General features: G+C 62.3%; 17 protein-coding genes. 6 read left to right on the top strand and 11 right to left on the bottom strand.

The genetic code is table 11. The features are described 5' to 3' along the window. Positions 1-58: 58 nt before the first annotated feature. Positions 59-478: a DUF1761 domain-containing protein gene (locus tag ACWTU8_RS16640; protein ID WP_455849082.1), complete on the top strand. Its 420-nt coding sequence runs from the start codon at positions 59-61 to the stop codon at positions 476-478. Positions 479-633: 155 nt separating this feature from the next. On the opposite strand, the gene gcvA is transcribed toward ACWTU8_RS16640, so the two are convergent. Next, positions 634-1575 carry a transcriptional regulator GcvA gene (gcvA, locus tag ACWTU8_RS16635; protein ID WP_029349297.1) on the bottom strand — a complete coding sequence of 314 codons (942 nt, stop codon included), beginning with the start codon at positions 1573-1575 and terminating at the stop codon, positions 634-636. A 167-nt stretch (positions 1576-1742) separates the two neighbouring features. Between gcvA and ACWTU8_RS16630 the strand changes: the two genes are divergently transcribed. Continuing rightward, the gene (locus ACWTU8_RS16630) at positions 1743-1979 is read left to right on the top strand and encodes a hypothetical protein (RefSeq protein ID WP_029349299.1); all 237 of its coding nucleotides are present in this window, start codon (positions 1743-1745) and stop codon (positions 1977-1979) included. Positions 1980-2116: 137 nt separating this feature from the next. Here the strand turns inward: ACWTU8_RS16630 and ACWTU8_RS16625 are convergent, their stop codons facing one another. Beyond that, on the bottom strand, positions 2117-2713 hold the full coding sequence (locus tag ACWTU8_RS16625; protein ID WP_455840861.1) for a L,D-transpeptidase family protein: 597 nt from the start codon (positions 2711-2713) through the stop codon (positions 2117-2119). 84 nt (positions 2714-2797) lie between these two features. On the opposite strand from ACWTU8_RS16625, the gene ACWTU8_RS16620 reads away from it, so the two are divergent. Both ACWTU8_RS16620 and ACWTU8_RS16615 read left to right on the top strand, forming a co-directional pair. Next, positions 2798-3481: a response regulator transcription factor gene (locus tag ACWTU8_RS16620; protein ID WP_029349304.1), complete on the top strand. Its 684-nt coding sequence runs from the start codon at positions 2798-2800 to the stop codon at positions 3479-3481. Positions 3482-3710: 229 nt separating this feature from the next. Continuing rightward, positions 3711-4166 carry a cyclic nucleotide-binding domain-containing protein gene (locus ACWTU8_RS16615; RefSeq protein ID WP_455848984.1) on the top strand — a complete coding sequence of 152 codons (456 nt, stop codon included), beginning with the start codon at positions 3711-3713 and terminating at the stop codon, positions 4164-4166. Between the two features lie 214 nt (positions 4167-4380). Here the strand turns inward: ACWTU8_RS16615 and ACWTU8_RS16610 are convergent, their stop codons facing one another. The 6 genes from ACWTU8_RS16610 to tesB form a co-directional block, all read right to left on the bottom strand. Beyond that, positions 4381-5187, bottom strand: coding sequence for an exodeoxyribonuclease III (locus ACWTU8_RS16610; protein WP_455848983.1), 807 nt, complete (start codon positions 5185-5187; stop codon positions 4381-4383). A gap of 382 nt (positions 5188-5569) precedes the next feature. Beyond that, positions 5570-6253: an outer-membrane lipoprotein carrier protein LolA gene (locus ACWTU8_RS16605; protein WP_455848982.1), complete on the bottom strand. Its 684-nt coding sequence runs from the start codon at positions 6251-6253 to the stop codon at positions 5570-5572. A 167-nt stretch (positions 6254-6420) separates the two neighbouring features. Beyond that, positions 6421-9075, bottom strand: a complete 2655-nt coding sequence (locus ACWTU8_RS16600) for a DNA translocase FtsK 4TM domain-containing protein (protein ID WP_455848981.1) — start codon at positions 9073-9075, stop codon at positions 6421-6423. A gap of 272 nt (positions 9076-9347) precedes the next feature. Then, positions 9348-10775 carry an ammonium transporter gene (locus tag ACWTU8_RS16595; RefSeq protein WP_065007235.1) on the bottom strand — a complete coding sequence of 476 codons (1428 nt, stop codon included), beginning with the start codon at positions 10773-10775 and terminating at the stop codon, positions 9348-9350. Positions 10776-10806: 31 nt separating this feature from the next. Next, entirely contained in the window at positions 10807-11145 is a 339-nt protein-coding gene (locus tag ACWTU8_RS16590; protein WP_023800571.1) for a P-II family nitrogen regulator, read from the bottom strand. A 218-nt stretch (positions 11146-11363) separates the two neighbouring features. After that, complete coding sequence (gene tesB / locus ACWTU8_RS16585; protein WP_455849081.1) at positions 11364-12239, bottom strand: acyl-CoA thioesterase II; 876 nt, start codon at positions 12237-12239, stop codon at positions 11364-11366. Between the two features lie 94 nt (positions 12240-12333). Between tesB and ACWTU8_RS16580 the strand changes: the two genes are divergently transcribed. Next, on the top strand, positions 12334-13596 hold the full coding sequence (locus tag ACWTU8_RS16580) for a ubiquinone biosynthesis hydroxylase (RefSeq protein ID WP_455840866.1): 1263 nt from the start codon (positions 12334-12336) through the stop codon (positions 13594-13596). Positions 13597-13639: 43 nt separating this feature from the next. On the opposite strand, the gene ACWTU8_RS16575 is transcribed toward ACWTU8_RS16580, so the two are convergent. From ACWTU8_RS16575 to ACWTU8_RS16565, 3 genes are all read right to left on the bottom strand, one after another. Continuing rightward, positions 13640-14167, bottom strand: a complete 528-nt coding sequence (locus tag ACWTU8_RS16575) for a hypothetical protein (RefSeq protein WP_065007237.1) — start codon at positions 14165-14167, stop codon at positions 13640-13642. Between the two features lie 113 nt (positions 14168-14280). Further along, positions 14281-14637 carry a YciI family protein gene (locus ACWTU8_RS16570; protein WP_455848980.1) on the bottom strand — a complete coding sequence of 119 codons (357 nt, stop codon included), beginning with the start codon at positions 14635-14637 and terminating at the stop codon, positions 14281-14283. Positions 14638-14640: 3 nt separating this feature from the next. Beyond that, the gene (locus ACWTU8_RS16565; RefSeq protein ID WP_455848979.1) at positions 14641-14853 is read right to left on the bottom strand and encodes a hypothetical protein; all 213 of its coding nucleotides are present in this window, start codon (positions 14851-14853) and stop codon (positions 14641-14643) included. Between the two features lie 192 nt (positions 14854-15045). Between ACWTU8_RS16565 and ACWTU8_RS16560 the strand changes: the two genes are divergently transcribed. Continuing rightward, positions 15046-15471 (top strand): OsmC family protein, encoded by a 426-nt coding sequence (locus tag ACWTU8_RS16560; RefSeq protein WP_065007239.1) that lies wholly within the window; start codon positions 15046-15048, stop codon positions 15469-15471. Positions 15472-15483: the final 12 nt, after the last annotated feature.

Genomic DNA, 15483 nt, shown 5'->3' with positions numbered 1-15483 from the left:
ATCGTTGTCCCAAAACCGCTGGGCACTTTTGGGCGACATGCTTCCGGGGAGGGAAATCATGGATTTTTCAGCAGTGAACTGGCTGGCGGTGATCGTCGCCGCCGTGGTGGCGTGGTTGTTCGGGGCTGCCTGGTACATGGGTCTGAGCAAGCCCTGGCTCAAGGCCGTCAGGCTTGATCCGGCGACCATGAGTAAATCGCCGCTGCCCTTCGTCATCAGCTTCATTGCGGAACTTGTCATGGCGCTCGTCATGTCCCTGATTATCGGAGCGATGACCGGTGGCGAACCGAGCCTCGTTGCCGGGCTCGTCTTCGGCTTCGTTCTCTGGCTCGGATTCGTCGCCACGACGTTATCCGTCAATCATCGCTACGAAGGGTTCGGCTGGGACCTGACCATCATAGACTGCGGCCACTGGCTCGGCGTGCTGCTTATCATCGGCGCGGTGATCGGCTGGTTCGGAGCAGGCGTCGCGGGCTGACCCAGCCGCCACGAAACAATGCATGTCGCGCAAAAGTGTGCAGCGGTTTTGCGATAACGACATGCATAAAAACAACAACCTAAAGCGCGTCGCATGAGGCCGGTCAAACGCGACGCGCTTTAGTCGACGACCGCCGGCTGACGACGCAGAGCGACCTAAAGCTCATCCAGGCGTTGGTCCGGCTGCGGGTTGTGAACTTCGTTCAGGAGCCAATCCCTGAACGCCTCGATCCTGGCGTCGTTGGCCGATCCGATGGGGTAGACCAGATGATAGGCGAAGTCGGGCGGAACCCTGATGCCAAGTTCGAATGGCCGGATCAGCCGGCCCTCGGAAAGATCGTTTGCCACCATGGCAAAATCGGCGAGCGCGACGGCATTGCCGTCGAGCGCGGCCTGAACGGCGTCGGTCGAGGTGCCGAACACGATCGTCCGGCTGTCGTCGAAATCGTCTACGCCGGCCGCCGCCATCCACATGCGCCAATTCGGCCACGTCACGCCTTGTCGCGCCCACTCGATATGGGCAAGCGTGTGATGGAAGAGATCGCGCGGCTCGCGCAGCGGCGGGCCGGAGGCCAGCAGGCTGGGGCTGCACACAGGAATGATGATGTTGTCGAACAGCCGGTGGGTGCAAAGGCCCGGATATTTTCCCGCGCCGAAACGGATACCGACATCGACGTCGTCCAGGTCGAAATCGCGCAATTCGGACGCAATGTCGAAGCGGAGCTCGATGCCCGGCCGCTGCTTGCGAAAGTCATCGACGCGCCGCATTAGCCATTTTGTCGCGAACTGCGCGTCGAGGGTCACTTTCAGCAGCGCCGTTCCGCGCGCCATCTTGTGCGCCCGTGAGACGGCCCGGCCAAGCAGATCGAGCGCGTCGGTCGACGCCTCGAACAGCACCGCGCCCGCCTCCGTCAGCCGGATCGTGCGGCTGGTGCGCGTGAACAGCACGATGCCGAGCTGATCCTCGATTTCCTTGATCTGGTGGCTGACCGCAGCCGGCGTCAGGCCGAGCTCATCTGCGGCGCGGGTGAAATTGAGGTGCCGGGCCGCCGCCTCCAGCGTCCTCAGTGCACGGGTTCCCGGCAGCAGGCGAGCCATCACAGTAGGACGAGGAGAGGCCGGTCGATCATTTTCCAAATCCTCAAATAAAACTTGAAGATGCTGAGAAAACTACTCGTTTCTCATTTTAATTTCAATCCAGCATGATGGGACCATCGAAACAACATCAAACCGGATTTTACATCCCGAATGAAGTGGATTGTGCCATGTCCCACATAGTTATGACTCCTGCAATCGCCCGGTCGGCCTGGCTGCGCGCGACGCTCGACTGGTTTCGCCATGCGAAAGTTGCGGTCAATCTCCCGCATCAGAACGTCGACGATCTTGCGGACCGCCAACTGCGCGATATCGGCGCCGAACGCAAGGATGTCGCGCGCGTGATGGACCGGGAACTCGGCCGGTTGGGTCTGCTCGACATCGGCTGGCAGAGGCCGCGGACGTAGGGCAGTAGGGCAGCTAAAAGGTAAGCGGCGCGCCTGCGCGATCCTACTGACACTTTCTTATTCCCTTATTCCCTTATTCCCTTATTCCCCTATTCCCCTATTCCCCTATTCCCCTATTCCCCTATTCCCCTATTCCCCTACCTCACCACCTTCATCACCGTGCGATCCGACAGCAGCGGCAGCAGCCGTGCCATCGTGCGCGCCGTCACCGCGACGCAGCCTTGCGTCGGCGTGAAGCCGGGGCGCGCCAGATGAAAGAAGATGGCGCTGCCGCGCCCGCGGCGACGCGGAGAAATGTTCCAGTCGAGCACCAGGCAGGCATCATAGAGCCGGTCGGTGCGCAGCATCCGCTCGTGGCTGGCGCCATAGGGGATCCTGACCGGACGGTTGTAGTTGCGGTCATCAGGCACTTCGCACCAGCCGAGATCTGGACCGATCGGCGCCATCGCCAGCCGGGTTTTGCGGCCTCCGGAAAAATGATCGTTACGAAAGTATCCCGACAGGATCCGCATCGAACCAAGCGGCGTGGCGCCGTCGCCTTCGCGCTTGCCGGCCGATATGCCGCCGCGTCCCAGCGCACATGAAAACACCAGTTTGCCAGCTTGCAGAAGCCCCTGGCTGGCGTGGCCGGGCCTGGCGCGCACGGTGAGAACACGAAGCCCTTTTCGCAAAAATGCGCTCGCCTCATTGCACGCGCGTTTTTTCTTGTATGATCGTGCCACGGAACAAATCATTGTGATCGGCTGTTGTGTCGGTCAGCTTCCGCATAAACAGGCAGCGGTCAACTGAATTTTCTTTTCAAAACAACGGATTGATCCATGACTTCACGCACCATTCTGATCGTCGATGACGATGACGACCTGCGCGGCACGCTCGTCGAGCAATTGTCTCTCTATGAGGAATTCGACGTCCTGCAGGAATCAACCGCCGCCAAAGGTGTCGCCACGGCCCGCGGCGGCCTCATCGATCTGCTCATCATGGATGTCGGTCTCCCCGATATGGATGGCCGCGAGGCAGTGAAGATACTGCGCAAGGGCGGCTATAAGTCGCCCATCATCATGCTGACGGGACACGACACCGATTCCGACACGATTCTCGGCCTCGAAGCCGGCGCAAACGACTATGTGACCAAGCCATTCCGCTTCGCGGTTCTCCTGGCCCGCATCCGTGCCCAGCTTCGCCAGCATGAGCAGAGCGAAGACGCCACCTTTTCGGTCGGCCCCTACACTTTTAAGCCCAGCCAGAAGCTTCTGATCGACCAGCGCGGCGCCAAGGTGCGGCTGACCGAAAAGGAAGCCTCGATCATCAAGTATCTCTACCGCGCCGACCAGAAAGTGGTAACGCGCGACGTGCTGCTCGAGGAAGTCTGGGGCTACAATTCCGGCGTCACCACGCACACGCTGGAAACCCACGTCTATCGGCTGCGCCAGAAGATCGAGCGCGATCCTTCCAACGCAGAAATTCTTGTGACAGAAAGCGGCGGCTACAAGCTGGTTCCTTAAACATTTAATCATTCAATCAGCGGTCGGGGCAGGGGCCGCTTTCGGGTACGATCCTGAGACTGGAGGTGGTTCTGGATCGAACTCGCTGACGCATCGGACCAAAATCGGAAGCGATTTTTGGAAAGCACGGTGCGTCGATTTCAAAGCGTAAGAGCGTCCTTTGCGCGTTCAAAGGGATGCTCGGCGCTTTAAGGGAGGGATTGGACTGGCCGTTCGGGGACCTAGCTAGATGGCGTTGGATGACGACATCCGCATCCTGTCCGCCGTGAGGCTCTTCGAGGGCTTCACGGAGGAACAGTTGCGTCTGCTCGCCTTTGGCGCGGAAACCACCAAGCTGCAGGCCGACCACAAACTCTACCGCGAGGACGACGAGGCTGATTGCGCCTATATCGTGGTCAGCGGGCGCATCGTGCTGTATCGCGAGCAGGATGGCGCCGGCGTCCCGATAGGCACGGCCGGTCCCGGTACGATGCTGAGCGAACTGGCGCTGATCGCCGACACCAACCGGCTGACCAGCGCATCCGCCGAGATCGATTCGGAAGTGCTGCGGCTCAGCCGCAAGATGTTCCACCGCATCCTGGAGGAATATCCCGATATCGCGGTCCATCTGTACCAGCGCATCTCCGAGGATTTTCTGGCAATGATCCGCCGCATCGAGGAGCTGGCGCCGCGTTTCGACAACTGAACCCGGATGCTTTTCGACTCGCTCTCGCAACCAATGACCCGTGAAAGCCATCGAATCAGGGCGGCAAGGCTGATGTGTATCGAGATTCAGATCAGGCCTTAGCCGAGACTGGTGGGATCCGAGAACCGGAGCGGAGCGTACTTTTGGGTACGTGAGCACCGGAAGCGCAGGAAACCACCATTCGCCGGCCGGCCTCATCTGAATATCGATACACCTAATCCAGGTCGAACCGCGCTATGACCGGCACATGATCCGACGGCCGTTCCCAGCCGCGCGCCGGCCGCAGGATCTCGTAGCCGGCAAAGCTCGGCACCAGGTTTGGCGACGACCAGACATGGTCGAGCCGCCGGCCGCGATCCGACGCTTCCCAATCCTGCGCGCGATAACTCCACCAGGTGTAGAGCTTCTGCTCATAAGGCACGTTGAGCCGCATCAGGTCGACCCAGTCGCCGGCGAGCCGCATCGCCTCGAAATTTTCCGTCTCGACCGGCGTATGGCTGACCACCTTCAGGAGCTGCTTGTGCGACCAGACATCGTGCTCGAGCGGCGCGATGTTGAGGTCGCCGACCAGGATCGAACCGGACACTTCGTCGTGCTCGGCGCGGATGGCGTTCATTTCGGCGACGAAATCGAGCTTGTGCTTGAACTTGCGGTTGATGATCGGATCGGGCTCGTCGCCGCCGGCCGGGACGTAGAAATTGTGCAGCAGGATCGCCTTTCCGCCGGCCCGCATGGTGACCGACAGATGCCGGCAGTCCTCGATCTCGCAGAAGCGGCGCTTTTCGACAATCGCGATCGGCCGCCGCGCCACCGTCGCCACGCCGTGATAGCCCTTCTGGCCGTGGAAGGCGATATGCTCGTAGCCGAGCTTGCGAAAGGCCTTCTCGGGAAACAGTTCGTCGGGAACTTTGGTTTCCTGCAGGCAGAGCACGTCCGGTGCCTGTTCGACAAGCAGGCGTTCGACGATCGGCATGCGCAAGCGGACGGAATTGATGTTCCAGGTGGCGATGGAAAAGGGCATACGGAGGGTCCGGACGGCACGGGACCGCAGGAACCTGGATAGCTCCGACGGGCTGGTGCTTTTTTTGGCAAGGCAGTTCCGGAAACTACTGCCAGCCATACGCTGCAAAAACAAGCCGGGCGCAATCGTTGACCCTCGCGCCGCCCCTCATTGCCCTGCCGGGCATTTCTCCCCGGAGAAAGACGCTGGCTCCAGCCGCGGCGCCTTTCTTTCAACCATGGTGGATGGCGAAATCGTCGATTACAGCGTCCTTCTCCCCATTTACGGGGAGAAGATGGCGGTAGCCAGATGAGGGGCAGCGCTGACGTCCAGAAAGGCTCCCCACGACGAAACGCAGGGAACTACCGTTCGCAGGCCGGCATTATCTGAATATCACGATACCTCAGCGCGACTTGGTGTTCAGCTCGCGGTTCGCCGTATAGTCGATGGCAAAGGTGTCGGGGGCGAAGCTCACGCCTTCCCTGACGTTGAAGATCATCACCGTCGTGTCCTTGCCTTGCGCATCGGTGATCGTCCATTGGCGCAATTCGTAGGTTTTCGGATCGAACATCATGGTGATCTTCGAACTGCCGAACACCGATTTGTCGGCGAGTTGAATAGTGGTGACGTCGTTCTCTTCCTTGACGCTTTTGACGCGGCCGCCGGAGAGGTCGATCTTGGTGTCGAGCAGCAGCTTGAGCGGCGTTTTCGACAGTGGGTAGAGATCCGAGGTTTTCAGCCGCTTGTTGAGGATGACCACCGACTTGCCGTCGGAAATCACCCTGAAATTCGACGTCCCGTCATAGTTGAAGCGAATCTTGCCCGGCCGTTCCAGAAAGAACTTGCCGCCGGTCTGCTCGCCCTTGGGTCCGAACTGCACGAATTCGCCGGTCATCGATTTGACCGAGGAAAAATGGTCGGCGATCTTCTGCGCGGTGGGTGGCACCGCCGCTTGCGCCGACGCCAGCAACTGGACCCCGGGCACGACGTTGATGGCCGCAGCACCTGCCAGGACCAGGCCGAGGCCAAGCAGCTGGCGGCGGGTCGGGGCAAAATGGCTGATCGTGGCGAAAGAGGAGTTTTTCATGCCGGTCACTCTCGTCTGGTTTATCTGTTGTCGCCGTGTTTGGCCCCCCAGTTGGGCTTAAGTTTGGCGGCCTAACAGCGCTTGGTCGTTGCAAACGCGCCAGAAGGGTCATAGTTGCCGCCGTCGACCTTGCGGCCGGGCAAATCCCATGGTTCTTGCCGGTCGGATCAGAACTTGTCGTCCTCCGTCGGCACCAGAATCTCGCGTTTTCCGGCATGGTTGGCCGGGCCGACAATGCCTTCCTTCTCCATCTTCTCGATGATCGAGGCGGCGCGGTTGTAGCCGATGCCGAGCCGGCGCTGGATGTAGCTGGTCGAGGCCTTGCCGTCGCGCAGCACCACCGCAACCGCCTGGTCGTAGGGATCGTCGGAATCCTCGAAATTGCCGCCGCCACCACCCGAGCCACCCTTGCCCGACGGCTCGTCGTCGTCCTCATCGTCATCCTCGGTAATCGCATCGAGATATTCCGGCACGCCCTGCAGCTTCAGATGCGCGACGATCTTCTCGACCTCGTCATCGGAAACGAAGGGGCCGTGTACGCGCTGGATGCGGCCGCCGCCGGCCATGTAGAGCATGTCGCCCATTCCAAGCAGCTGTTCGGCGCCCTGCTCGCCCAGGATGGTGCGGCTGTCGATCTTCGACGTCACCTGGAAGGAGATGCGGGTCGGGAAGTTGGCCTTGATCGTGCCGGTGATGACGTCGACCGACGGCCGCTGCGTCGCCATGATGACGTGGATGCCGGCGGCTCGCGCCATCTGCGCAAGGCGCTGCACCGCGCCTTCGATGTCCTTGCCAGCGACCATCATCAAATCGGCCATCTCGTCGATGATGACGACGATGTACGGCATCGGCTCGAGATCGAGGTTTTCGGTCTCGTAGATCGCTTCGCCGGTCTGGCGGTCGAAGCCGGTCTGCACGGTGCGCGAGATTTTCTCGCCTTTCTTCTCCGCCTGCTGCACCCGCGCGTTGAAACCGTCGATGTTGCGGACGCCGACCTTTGACATTTTGCGGTAGCGGTCCTCCATCTCGCGCACGGTCCATTTCAGCGCCACCACCGCCTTCTTCGGATCGGTTACGACAGGCGTCAAAAGATGCGGGATGCCGTCATAGACAGAGAGCTCCAGCATTTTCGGGTCGATCATGATCAGCCGGCAGTCCTGCGGCGTCAGCCGGTAGAGCAGTGACAAGATCATAGTGTTGATGGCGACCGACTTTCCCGAACCGGTGGTGCCGGCGACCAGCACGTGCGGCATCTTGGCGATGTCGACGATGACCGCCTCGCCATTGATGGTCTTGCCTAGCGCCAGCGCCAGCTTGGCCTTGGTGGTCTCGAAATCGCGGCTGGCCATGATTTCCCTGAGATAGACGGTCTCGCGCTTGGCGTTCGGCAGCTCGATGCCGATGGCGTTGCGGCCCGGCACCACGGCGACGCGGCAGGCGATCGCGCTCATCGAGCGGGCGATGTCGTCGGACAGGCCGATGACCCGCGACGATTTGATGCCCGGCGCCGGCTCCAGCTCATAAAGCGTGACGACGGGGCCCGGGCGGACATGGATGATCTCGCCCTTGACGCCGAAATCCTCCAGCACGCCCTCGAGCAGGCGGGCATTCTGCTCCAGCGCGTCCTTGGACAGGGTGGCATCGCGCACGACGTTCTTCGGCTCGGACAGGAAATGCAGTGACGGCATTTCGAATTGTTCGGAGCCGATCAGCGAGGTCTGGGCTTCGCGCTGGACACGGGCGCCCGGAACGGGCCGGGGCGCCGGCGCCGCGACGCGGGTGGCCGCGTCGGAGCGGAACGGCTGCACCTTCGCATTGGGCGCAGTGCTGCGCTGGCCCACGGGCTCCGGCGCAAAATCCATGTCGTCGTCATCGTCAAAAACATCGGCGTCGTCGGGATCGAGCGAGGCGCTGCGGTCGTTGACCATGGCGGCGAAGAATTCCGGCTCGACGCGGGCCCGGCCATCGGCACTCATCCGCGATTCGGCAAATTCGGCCGATTCGACCCGCTCGGCAGCGCGCCGCCAGGCGCTGGCGCGCGGTTCCATCTCCGGTTCGAAGTCATCGTGCTCCCGGCGGCGCGCGGCACGGCGGCGGAGATAGGCGCGCAACGACAGCCACCAGTGCGTGATCGCGCCAAGCGCCAGAATGCCCTCGTCGCCCTCGTCCTCGTCATTGTCGAAAAGCAGTTCGTCCTGGTCCCGGGGATCGGGCGCAGCCGGTTGCTCCAGGACCGCGAAACCGTTCTGGCGTGCAATCAGCGCCGAGCCGTAGGCAAACAGCCACAGTGCCGGCGCGGCGAGAAGCACGGCGAGCACGCTGGCGATGAGACCGGTCGGGTAGCCGCCGACGACGAAGCCGGGAATCTTGAGCACCATGTCGCCGAACACGCCGCCGAGACCGGTCGGCAGCGGCCAGGTCTTGGGGGGCACCACGCAGCCGGCGATGGCCGCGGCAAGCACAGCGTAGCCAAACCAGGCGAGCCCGCGCTTCAGCAGCCTGTCGACGCCGCGCGCCGAAAACAGCAGAAATCCCCAGACCACCGCCGGCACCAGCGCCGCGACGGCAGCAAGGCCGAAGAACTGCATGGCAAGGTCGGAGAAGACAGCGCCCACATAGCCCATGGCGTTGCTGACGATATTATCGGTGGCGTGGGAGAAGCTTGGGTCGGCGACGTTCCAGGTGGCGAGGCTGGCGATACCGAAGGCGACCAGCGCAAACAGGCCGGCACCGACCAGCCGGCCGACCTGACGCCGCGCGAACGCCCGGATGCCGTACCCCGTATCGGCCAGCGCGAGCGGTGCTGAAGCCCCTGAACGCATGCTCTTCCCCGTCTGTCGTTGCCTGGCCGATAGCGTGCGCGCAGCTCGGCAGATTCGGGCACCAGACTATCGGCGGGAAGGTTAAGGCAGCATTAACTATAAGGGGTTGGGGGAAGTATCTTGCGGCGAGTATCTGGCTTGGCCGTCTGCGCAAAAAAGAGGCCCGGAACGGGTCCGGGCCTCAATGCGTGAGCCCTTGCAGGAGCGTCACGACGGGATGGGAGGATGCAGCGCGGCCGAGGCCGCCCAGACAAGACTTACGGGTGCAAGGCTTACGGGTGATAGGCCGCTTCGCCATGCGCGGTGAGGTCGAGCCCTTCACGCTCTGCATCGGCTGTTGGACGCAAGCCTACGATCATATCGACGATCTTGTAGAGGATGGCGCTGCCGATGCCCGACCACAGGACGGTTACCAGGACACCCTTGAACTGCGACCACAGCTGGGTCGCCGTGCCGGCATAGCCGGCGGCGAAGTCGGCTGTCGAATAATCGACGATGCCAGCGCCGCCGAGGGCGGGGTTGACCAGGATGCCGGTGCCGAGCGCGCCGATGATGCCGCCGACGCAGTGGATGCCGAAGACATCGAGGCTGTCGTCGTAGCCGAACTTGTTCTTCACGACCGAGACGAAGAAGTAGCAGACGCAGGTGGCGACGATGCCGAGCACGATGGCGCCCATCGGTCCGGCAAAGCCGGCAGCGGGTGTGACGGCGACAAGGCCGGTAACCGCGCCCGAAACCGCGCCAAGCATCGACGCTTTGCCGCGCAGCAGCGTTTCGAGCACGATCCAGGTCACTGCCGCCGCCGCGGTGGCGACGAAGGTGTTAACCATGGCCAGCACCGCGTAGGCGTTGGCTTCGAGGTTCGAACCGGCGTTGAAGCCGAACCAGCCGACCCACAGTAGTGAAGCGCCGACCATGGTCAGCGTCATCGAGTGCGGCGCCATAATGTCCTTGTTGTAGCCGATGCGCTTGCCGATCATCAGCGCGCCGACAAGGCCGGCGATGCCCGCATTGATGTGAACGACCGTGCCGCCGGCGAAGTCGATGGCGCCGAAGCCGAAGATGAGCCCCGACGGGTCGCTATAAGCGCTCGGGCCGCCCCAGAACCAGACCATATGCGCGATCGGGAAGTAGACGAATGTGACCCAGAGGATGGTGAAAAGGATCACGGCGGAGAACTTGACGCGTTCGGCGAAGGCGCCGACGATCAGGGCGGGCGTGATGCAGGCGAAGCTCATCTGGAAGATGACGAACACCAGCTCAGGAATGGCAACGCCCTTGGTGAAGGTTTCCGACACCGTCGTCACGTCGACACCGGCAAGAAACATCTTGGAAAGGCCGCCGACGAAGGCATTGCCGGGGGTGAAGGCAAGGCTGTAGCCGTAGAAAACCCAGACGATCATGACCACGCTGGTGATGGTGAAGACCTGCATCAGCACCGACAGCATATTTTTGGCGCGAACCAGGCCGCCGTAGAAAAGGGCAAGGCCGGGAATGGTCATCAACAGCACCAGGATGGTGGATATCATCATCCAGGTCGTGTCGCCCTTGTCCACGGTGAAGGCCGGCGCCGCTGGCGCTGCCGGTGCGGCCGGAGCCGCTTCCTGCGCGAATGCGGCGACCGTGCCCAGTGCTGCGATAGCGAGCGAGCCCAGCAGCGCGGTGCGCGCCGCCGACTTCAAAGTAGAAGGAATATTCATTGAACTCTCCATTGGAATACGTGTCCGCAGCTCAAAGCGCGTCGGTGTCTGTTTCGCCGGTGCGAATGCGCACCGCCTGGTCGATGCCGAAAACGAAGATCTTGCCGTCGCCGATCTGACCGGTCTTCGCCGCCGCGGTGATGGCTTCGACGGCCTTGTCGACCATGTCCAGGCCGACCGCGACTTCGATCTTGATCTTCGGCAGGAAGCTGACCGCGTATTCCGCCCCGCGATAGATTTCCGTGTGTCCCTTCTGACGCCCGTAGCCTTTGACTTCGGTGACGGTCAGGCCCTGGATGCCGACTGCGGTGAGCGCTTCGCGCACCTCGTCGAGCTTGAACGGCTTGATGATTGCCATCACGATTTTCATAAGGTTTCACCCTTTGCTGTTGCGGTCCCCCGCGTTTGTACGACGTCGCCGATCCCATGAGAGCCGGAGAGTGCCCGCTAGGATTCAAGCTCCGTGCCAGTTGCCGAAGCAGGGAGTTAACCTGTTGTTAAATAAGCGATTGGGGAAGGTTTGTCGGCTGACTGTGCATAGTCGCGACAACGCAGTTGATTAAAAAATAGGCAATTTTGAAAAAATGCCTATTCGGCGGGCGGCCGCTTCAGCCTGATCAGGCCCTCCTGAGCAACCGAGGCGATCAACGCGCCGTCGCGGGCGAACAGCGACCCGCGAGTGAATCCCCGCGACCCTTGCGTCGACGGGCTGTCCTGCGTGTAGAGCATCCAGTCGTCGAGCGGATGGCTGCGGTGGAACCACATGGCGTGATCGAGGCTCGCCGCCTGGATGTCGCTATCGAAAATGGCGCGGCCATGCGCAAAGGTCGAGGTATCGAGCAGCGTCATGTCGGAGAGATAGGCAAGCACTGCAGCCTGCGTGGCGCGATCGGCCGGAACCGGGCCGGTCGTGCGGATCCAGATGTTCTGCTTCGGCTGCAGCTTTTCCCGGCTGGTGTAATGCTCAAGCATCACCGGTTTCATCTCGATCGGCCGGTCACGCTCCCAGTAGCGCCTGATGCCGTCGGGCACGGCCTCGCCGAACTTGCCAATCAGTTCGCGCTGCGACAGCAATGTGTCGGGCGCCGGCACGTCCTGCGGCATCGGAACCTGATGCTCGAGCCCGGCCTCATCCTGCTGGAACGAGGCTTCCAGCGAAAAGATCGCCTGGCCGTGCTGGACAGCCACGACACGGCGCGTGGTGAAGGAGCCGCCGTCGCGGATGCGGTCGACCTGGTAGATGATCGGCACCTTGGTGTCGCCGGGCCGCATGAAATAGCCGTGCAGCGAATGTACGTGGCGTTCGGGCTCCACCGTTCGCTGGGCGGCGACCAGCGCCTGGGCGATGGTCTGGCCGCCGAAGACGCGCTGCCAGTCAAGTTTGGGGCTGCGACCACGGTACAGGTTGTGTTCCAGCTGCTCGAGGTCGAGAATGCCGAGAAGCTCGTCCATGGCCGCCGTCATGTTTCGCGCCCTCACCGCAAGTGTGATGGCGGTTTCCGACAGGAATGGCGGGCAGTCAAGGCCGGAAGGGAATTTGGCCGGAAAGGAATTTGCCATGGTGGATCGCAAGGAGGATGCAAAAAACCGAACCGCGCTCGACATTCTGGTCGCCGGCGCCGGCTATGTCGGGCTTGCCGCCGCAGTATCGCTGAAACAGGCGCGACCGAGCCTGGCGGTCGCTGTCGTCGACGCCGCGCCCGCCGGCGTCTGGCAAAAGGACGGCCGCGCCTCGGCCATCGCCGCTGCCGCTTGCCGCATGCTCGACCAGCTCGGCGTCTGGGCCGAAATCGCGCCCGAAGCGCAGGCGATCACCGAAATGATCGTCACGGATTCGCGCGCTTCCGATCCGGTGCGCCCGGTGTTTCTCACCTTCGATGGCGAGGTCGCGCCCGGCGAAGCCTTTGCGCACATGGTCGCCAACCGGGATTTGAACGGCGCCTTGCGCCGGCGCGCTGAAAAACTAGGCATCGACATCATCGAAGGCGTCGCCGTCAGTGCCTTCGACGTGAACGGCGCCGGCATCACCGTGCATCTTGTCGACGGCGCGACGCTGAAGGCGCGGCTGCTGGTCGCCGCCGACGGCGTGAACTCGAAGCTGCGCGACATGGCCGGCATCAGGACGGTGAAATGGCAGTACGGCCAGTCCGGCATCGTCTGCACCGTGGCGCATGAACGGCCGCACAATGGCCGCGCCGAAGAGCATTTTCTGCCAGCCGGCCCCTTTGCCACGCTGCCGCTCAAGCCGGACAAGGACGGGACCAACCGCTCGTCGATCGTCTGGGTCGAGCGGTCGGAAGATGCCGAAAAACTGGTCGACGGCGACGACCTCGTCTTCGAGCACGAGCTCGAACAGCGGTTTGGCCTGAAGCTCGGCGAAATCCGCGTCGCCGACAAGCCGCGCGCCTGGCCGCTCGGCCTGACGCTTGCCCGCGCCTTCGTCGCGCCGCGCATTGCCCTCGCCGGCGACGCCGCCCACGGCATCCACCCGATCGCCGGCCAGGGCCTCAATCTCGGCTTCAAGGATGTGGCGGCACTGGCTGAAGTGGTGGTCGAGGCCGACCGGCTCGGCCAGGATATCGGTGCGCTCGACGTGCTCGAACGCTATCAGCAGTGGCGGCGTTTCGACACGCTGCAGATGGGCATCACCACCGATGTCCTGAACCGGCTGTTTTCCAACGACATCAGCCCGTTGCGCGCCGTCCGCGACATCGGCCTAGGCCTGGTCGAACGCATGCCGCGGCTGAAGGATTTCTTCATCCGCCAGGCGTCCGGTCTGTCCGGCGACACGCCGAAGCTGCTCAAGGGCGAGGCGATCTGAGCCCGGAAGGGCAGCAAACCAATATTGAGCCAGGCAATTTCGTTCAATTGACCTCGAAGCCCAGCTTCTGCCGCAGCCGCAGTATCCGCTGGTCGGATATCTTCAGGGGTTGCTCGCCAGCCTGCGCTGCGCGGTTCACCATCTGCAGCAAATCGTTTCGCTCAGTCACATCCAGACGTTCGCGCAGGAACGGCGCCAGCTTGTCGATGACAACAGTGGCATCGTCGATCTGTGACGCCGCCCATTTGGCGTAGACCACGGCCTCATCGGTCTTCTTGTCGTCCGCAATCTCTGAGATCATCGACCGAATCGCGGCTTCGCGCTGCGGCAGGACAGGGCCGTTCTCGGAAACGATGGCGGTGATCAGCGTCGCGGCCGCCACGACCGGATCGTCGATCGCCGTCAGCGGTGAGAGCGCCGCCTGCTTGCGCAGTCTCTTGCGGCGAATGTTCCCTTGCACACGGCCGACGACGTCCGCGACCTCGCGCGCCGCATCGTTCATGGCCTTCATCCGATACCACCAGAACGCCGCCGCTCCCAACAGCCCAATTGCGGCAATCAGTATATGCATGCCCGTGATCCCCAAACCGCAGCGACGATAGGAGAAGTGCTGCCTCGCTTCAACGCGCAAAAGTTGCGCCCGCAGAAGAAACTGATTCAGCCGGACGCAAAACAGAATAATCTCTAGGACCCCGGCACGTTGTAGATCGCTCTGACCTCGATCGTGCCGATTTCGGCCAGAGGGATGCCGCCGGCAATCTCCATCGCCTCGTCGATATCCCCGGCCTCGACCATGACGAAGCCGAGCAATTGCTCCTTGGTCTCGGCGAAAGGGCCGTCGGTGACCAGCCGCCTGCCCTTGCGCCGGCGCACGCTTTTCGCGGTCTTCACCGATTGCAGCGCCTGCGCGATGATCAGCCGGCCGCTTTGCTCCACCGATTTGTCATAAGCCAGCGAGTCGGCGTCGAGCTTGGCCAACCTCTTCGGGCTCATTGCATAAAGCTCCTTTTCCTCACCGTAGACCAGGCAAACATATTTCATCTCTCATCTTCCTTGTTGGGACGAACCGTTGGCAACCGAGGTCCCAGCCGGGCTTTTGACCGCCGCATGATCGACAAGGGAAACCGCAGTCCCGATGATGGCGACCGCCGCAAGCAGTCGACCGAAACCGGAAGGTGACCGATGCAACCAGTCGGCTTCTTGTTCAGCCGCCTTTCGGCCGGTGTCTCTCCAGTGGGCAGAAAACAAATCATTCATGTGATCCTCCATCCGGCCACGAAACCCGTGGCCGCCCGCAGGACGGCCGAGGCAGATGGAAGTCGACATTTTTACACGCGGATTTTTTTTGCGTCGCCATTGGCGCGAAAGCACGGGTGGCCTTCGTGCCCGCGCGCGCTATAGTCGATCAGACGCCGATCACGGCTCAGCCACCGCATCAAGGAGGAATTCATGGACCGCACCGCAAACGCCGTCTGGAAAGGCAATCTGAAAGAGGGCAAGGGCACGCTCGACACGCAGAGCGGGACCCTGAAAGGCACGCCCTACTCGTTCAAGATGCGCTTCGAGGACGAGAGCGGCAAATCCGGCACCAATCCGGAGGAACTGATCGCAGCGGCTCATGCCGGTTGCTTTGCCATGCAGCTTTCGCATGTCCTGGCCGAGAACGGCACCCCCGCCACCGAACTCGACGCCAAGGCCGTGGTGACGCTGATTCCGGGCACCGGCATCACCGGCAGCGCGCTCACGCTGGTCGGCAAAGTGCCAGGCATCGATGCCGCGAAATTCCAGGAGCTGGCTGAACAAGCCAAGGCCGGGTGTCCGGTCTCGAAGGCGCTCGGCGCGATAAAAGTGTCACTCGACGCCAAGCTCGGCTGAGCGGCCGAACCT

Source organism: Mesorhizobium sp. BHbdii, from assembly GCF_053848045.1.
The sequence above is the reverse complement of the archived record's forward strand: the minus strand, read 5'-3'. Positions and strand labels throughout refer to the sequence as shown.